The organism is Pseudomonas sp. P5_A2_2 (assembly GCF_054177685.1).
In genome coordinates this window covers 1-4,740 of sequence record NZ_JBGCUL010000333.1, presented here as the reverse complement: position 1 = coordinate 4,740, position 4,740 = coordinate 1, and the positions used below count along the sequence as shown (strand labels likewise).

The window sequence follows — 4,740 nt, the reverse complement described above, 5'->3', positions numbered from 1 at the left end:
GGCCAAGTGGACTCAGGGCCCGGCGCAGTTGACCCGCTACAACGGCTACCCGGCAATCAGCATTTCCGGTGAACCGACGCCGGGCCACAGTACCGGCGAGGCCATGGCCGAGATCGAGCGGCTGGTGGCGCAAGGCCCGGCAGGCCTGGGCCAGGAATGGACCGGGTTGTCGTTRCAGGAACGCCTGTCCGGTAGCCAGGCACCGATCCTGCTGGGGTTGTCGCTGTTGATCGTGTTCCTGTGCCTGGCGGCGTTGTACGAGAGCTGGTCGATCCCGACCTCGGTGCTGCTGGTGGTGCCACTGGGTGTGCTCGGCGCGGTGCTGGCAGTGACCTTGCGCGGAATGCCCAACGACGTGTTCTTCAAGGTCGGGCTGATCACCATCATCGGCCTGTCGGCGAAGAACGCGATCCTGATCATCGAGTTCGCCAAGAGCCTGTACGACGAAGGCCACGACCTGATCGACGCCACCCTGCAAGCGGCACGCCTGCGGTTGCGGCCGATTGTCATGACCTCGCTGGCGTTCATCCTGGGCGTGGTGCCATTGGCGATCGCCACCGGCGCCAGTTCGGCGAGCCAGCAAGCCATCGGCACCGGGGTGATCGGCGGGATGATCACCGCGACCCTGGCCGTGGTGTTCGTGCCGGTGTTTTTTGTGGTGGTGATGAAGCTGGTGCGCAAGCGACATAAAAACACCTGACCAAACACTGGTCCCTGTGGGAGCGAGCTTGCTCGCGATGGCGGTGTGTCAGTCGATGACTGTGTTGACTGTCAGCCCGCTATCGCGAGCAAGCTCGCTCCCACAGGGGGCCTCAGTGATTTCAAGAATGTGTTCACCTGGGCTAAGGTGATTGCACAGCCCCAATCCAACGAGCCTCCATGATCTTCCTCGCACGCACCCACCCTCGCCTGTCCGCCGCCATCCTGCTGGGCATCGCGGTGGGCATTCTGGTTCCGGCCGATTCGCCGATCGGCAAGATCCTCATCGGCTGGAATGCCGGCGTCTGGATCTACCTGTTGCTGATGTTCTGGCTCACCGTGCGTTCGAAAGCGACTGACGTAAAACGCATCGCCGAAATCGAAGACGAAAACGCCGGGCTGGTGCTGGCGCTGGTGTGCATTGCGGCACTGGCCAGCCTGGCGGCCATCACCTTCGAACTGGCCGGCAGCAAAGACCTGGAAACCACCCGCAAGCTGCTGCACTACGGCTTCACCGCGCTGACCGTCATCGGCTCATGGCTACTGATCGGCGTCATCTTCAGCCTGCATTACGCCCGGCTGTATTACATCTGGGACGGCAAGGAACCGGCGCTGCGCTTTGCCGAAGGCCTGACGACACCCAACTACTGGGACTTCCTGTACTTCTCGTTCACCATCGGCGTGGCGGTGCAGACCTCGGATGTCGGCGTCGCCACCCGGGGCATGCGCAAGATCGTGCTGGCGCAGTCGTTGATCGGTTTTTTGTTCAACACCGCCATTCTCGGGTTCTCGATCAACATCGCCGCAGGCCTGTTCGGCTGATGCCTGCACAAACGTTCTAGGCATGGTCCTCGGCCGAGGCGTTTAATAGCCCGGCAAACCGTTTCACAGGTACCCCATGAACACTCACAACTGGATCGACCTGGCCCAGGATGCCGACACCGGCATCGAGACCCTGCGCGCGCATTTCGAAGGTCACGCCTACGACCCGCACTGGCATGACAGCTATTTGGTGGGCGTTACCGAGCAAGGGGTCCAGCAATTCAATTGCCGACGGGCCAGGCACCAGAGCACGCCGGGCAAGGTGTTTCTGCTTGAACCGGGTGACATCCATGACGGCGAAGCCCCGACCGCCGACGGTTTCACCTACCGCATGCTGTACCTCGACCCACAGTGGTTGCAGCGTGAACTCAGTGCCGTGTTCGACCATGCCCCCGACAACAGCCAGCTCAGCTTCGCCGCCACCTTGGCCTGCGATGCGCGTCTGGCCCAGGCCACCAGCCTGGCGTTTGAAACCCTGCATCGCGGTGAACTGAAGATCGTCCGCCAGACCGCCCTCGACGGTTTGCTCGAGCGCCTGACCAGCCACTTGCACTGGCGCGCCCGCGATGGCCAGGACCCGCGTCTGCCGCGGGTGGCACAGAAAGCCCGGGAATACCTGCATGCCAACGCGCAATACGACATCGGCCTCGATCAACTGGCCGCCGTCACAGGCGTCGACCGCTTCCGCCTCTCCCGCGCGTTCAAGGCTGCCTATGGCATGGCGCCCCACGCGTATCTGGTGCAACTCCGCCTGGCCACCGCCCGCCGCCTGCTGGCCCGTGGCGAACAACCGGCGGCGGTGGCGATGGCGCTGGGCTTTGCCGATCAGAGCCATCTGGGGCGCTGGTTCATGCGTGCCTACGGCCTGACGCCGGCGCTGTACCGCAAACGCTGCTCAAATCTTCCAGACAGATAACCCCCGGGATTGTGAAGATCGACTTCACTGATCTTCACCGGAGTTAGCCCGCGATGCTGCCCTCGTTCCCGACGTTACTGCCGTTCCTGCTGTTTGCCTTTGTGGCTTCGATCACCCCCGGCCCGACCAATATTCTGGTGCTAAGCAACAGCGCTCGATACGGGTGGGTCGCGGCTGTGCCGATCATCGTCGGCGCCTGTGCCAGCGCTGCGACGCTCGTGTTGCTGGTGGGCACGGGCATCGGTTCATCATTGACCGCGTGGCCCGCTGTGCAAAGCGTCATGCAATGGGCCGGCGTGGCGTGGCTGAGTTATCTGGCCTGGCAGATTTTCAGCACCCCGGCGACTGCCATTGCCGCCCGCAACAGCGAAGCGCGCCTCGGATGGATGGGCGCCGCCAGCCTGCAACTGGTCAATCCGAAAACCTGGATGATGGCGCTGGCGGTGGTCAGCGTATTCGCCGGGGGTGGCGAGCATCGCGCCGTGCAGGTGGTGTATTTGTCCCTGGTGTTTTTTCTGGTTTCCCTGCCATGTCTCGCGGTCTGGGCGATGCTCGGCGCCGGTTCAAGCCGCTGGTTGCGCTCACCCCGTGCCATGCAACGCTTCAATCGCTGCATGGGCCTGTTGCTGCTGGGTTCGGCATGGTTGAGCGTGCTGGCCTGACGGTCACTTGTCGCTCATTGTTCGACAATCAACCATTAGGGGCTTGACGGCGAATTGGATTTTGGTGTCTTCTGAAACCGGTTTCAGTGCTGTCTCACGAAGCACTCGACCTTATAAATCCRATAAGAAGGTTTCAGACCGTGAACGATTTCTCCGCCGCCCAGCGCAGCCGCGTGACCATGCTTGACGTGGCCGAACACGCCAAGGTCTCCAAGGCCAGCGTGTCGCGGTTCATTGGCGAAGACCGTGCCCTGCTTTCCGATGCAATTGCCTTGCGCATCGAGCAGGCGATTGCCGAATTGGGCTACCGCCCGAACCAGATGGCCCGCGGCCTGAAGCGCGGCCGAACCCGCCTGATCGGCATGCTGGTGGCCGATATCCGCAATCCTTATTCGATTGCCGTGATGCACGGGGTGGAAACCGCGTGCCGTCGGCACGGCTACAGCCTGGTGGTGTGCAACACCGACCGCGATGACGAGCAGGAACGCCAGCACCTGGCCCTGCTGCGTTCCTACAACATCGAAGGCCTGATCGTGAACACTCTCGGCCACCATCGCGATGAATTGCGCGAACTGCACCGGGAAATGCCGCTGGTACTGGTGGACCGCAAGGTCGAGCAGCTCGAAAGCGATCTGGTCGGGCTGGACAACCCGGCGGCGGTCGAGATGGCTCTGACCCACCTTGAAGCCCAGGGCTACCGCGATGTGCTGCTGGTCACCGAACCCTATGACGGCACCAGTTCGCGAATCGAGCGGGTCAGCAGTTTCAAGGCGCGGATTGCCCAGCGTCCGGCGCTTCGCGGCACGCTCATCGAAACCGGCAGCGAACTGACTGCCCGACTGAAAACCTTCCTCGATGCGCCAGGTCCCGGCCCGAAAGCGCTGTTCTGCGCGAACGGTATCGCGGCGCTGGCCAGCACCCATTCGTTGCGCGAATTGCAGTGCAAGCTGTTCGAGGATGTCGGCCTGATCGCCCTCGATGACCTGGATTGGTACCCCTTGGTGGGCAGTGGCATCACTGCCCTCGCCCAGCCGACTGCCGAGATTGGCGCGAGCGCTTTCGAGTGTTTGCTCAAGCGTTTGCGTGGGGATGACGGTCCGGTGCGGACGGTGGATTTTTCGGCGCGGTTGATTGTGCGGGGGTCGACGCTTGGGAATTTGCGTTGAATGTTAAGACGCCATCGCGAGCAGGCTCGCTCCTACAGTGGATTTGTGTCGTTTACACATCCCCTGTAGGAGCGAGCCTGCTCGCGATTGAGGTCGACGCGGTGCTCAGACGTCTGATTGAGCCCCTTCAAACCACGCCAGTTTCTCGCGCAGTTGCACCACTTCACCCACGATCACCAATGTCGGCGCATGCACTTCATGCTCCGCCACCAGCCGTGGCAGGTCCGCCAGGGTGCCGGTAAACACCCGCTGGTTGACCGTGGTGCCCTGCTGGATCAACGCTGCCGGGGTATCGGCACCGCGACCATGCTTGATCAACTGTTCGCAGATGATCGGCAAGCCCACCAGYCCCATGTAGAACACCAGGGTTTGCGCCGGGGCCACCAGATCGGCCCAGGGCAAATCGGTGGAACCGTCCTTCAGGTGCCCGGTGACAAAGCGCACCGACTGCGCATAATCACGGTGAGTCAGCGGA

At 62.5% G+C, this 4,740-nt stretch carries 6 protein-coding genes; 5 read left to right on the top strand and 1 reads right to left on the bottom strand.

All coding sequences use genetic code 11. From position 1 onward, the window contains the following. From ACXRVY_RS17670 to ACXRVY_RS17650, 5 genes are all read left to right on the top strand, one after another. The coding region (locus ACXRVY_RS17670) for an efflux RND transporter permease subunit (RefSeq protein ID WP_458237872.1) at window positions 1–700 on the top strand (700 nt) is incomplete at its 5' end. A gap of 179 nt (window positions 701–879) precedes the next feature. Then, a complete protein-coding gene (locus tag ACXRVY_RS17665; RefSeq protein WP_223463099.1) occupies window positions 880–1,521 on the top strand; it encodes a DUF1345 domain-containing protein in 642 nt (213 codons plus the stop codon). A 76-nt stretch (window positions 1,522–1,597) separates the two neighbouring features. After that, window positions 1,598–2,437 carry an AraC family transcriptional regulator gene (locus ACXRVY_RS17660; RefSeq protein ID WP_223463098.1) on the top strand — a complete coding sequence of 280 codons (840 nt, stop codon included), beginning with the start codon at window positions 1,598–1,600 and terminating at the stop codon, window positions 2,435–2,437. A 53-nt stretch (window positions 2,438–2,490) separates the two neighbouring features. After that, window positions 2,491–3,099: a LysE family translocator gene (locus ACXRVY_RS17655; RefSeq protein ID WP_223463097.1), complete on the top strand. Its 609-nt coding sequence runs from the start codon at window positions 2,491–2,493 to the stop codon at window positions 3,097–3,099. 140 nt (window positions 3,100–3,239) lie between these two features. Beyond that, window positions 3,240–4,265: a LacI family DNA-binding transcriptional regulator gene (locus ACXRVY_RS17650; RefSeq protein ID WP_457265969.1), complete on the top strand. Its 1,026-nt coding sequence runs from the start codon at window positions 3,240–3,242 to the stop codon at window positions 4,263–4,265. Window positions 4,266–4,370: 105 nt separating this feature from the next. Here the strand turns inward: ACXRVY_RS17650 and ACXRVY_RS17645 are convergent. Next, on the bottom strand, window positions 4,371–4,740 hold a 370-nt coding region (locus tag ACXRVY_RS17645; RefSeq protein WP_458237871.1), incomplete at its 5' end, for a uroporphyrinogen-III C-methyltransferase.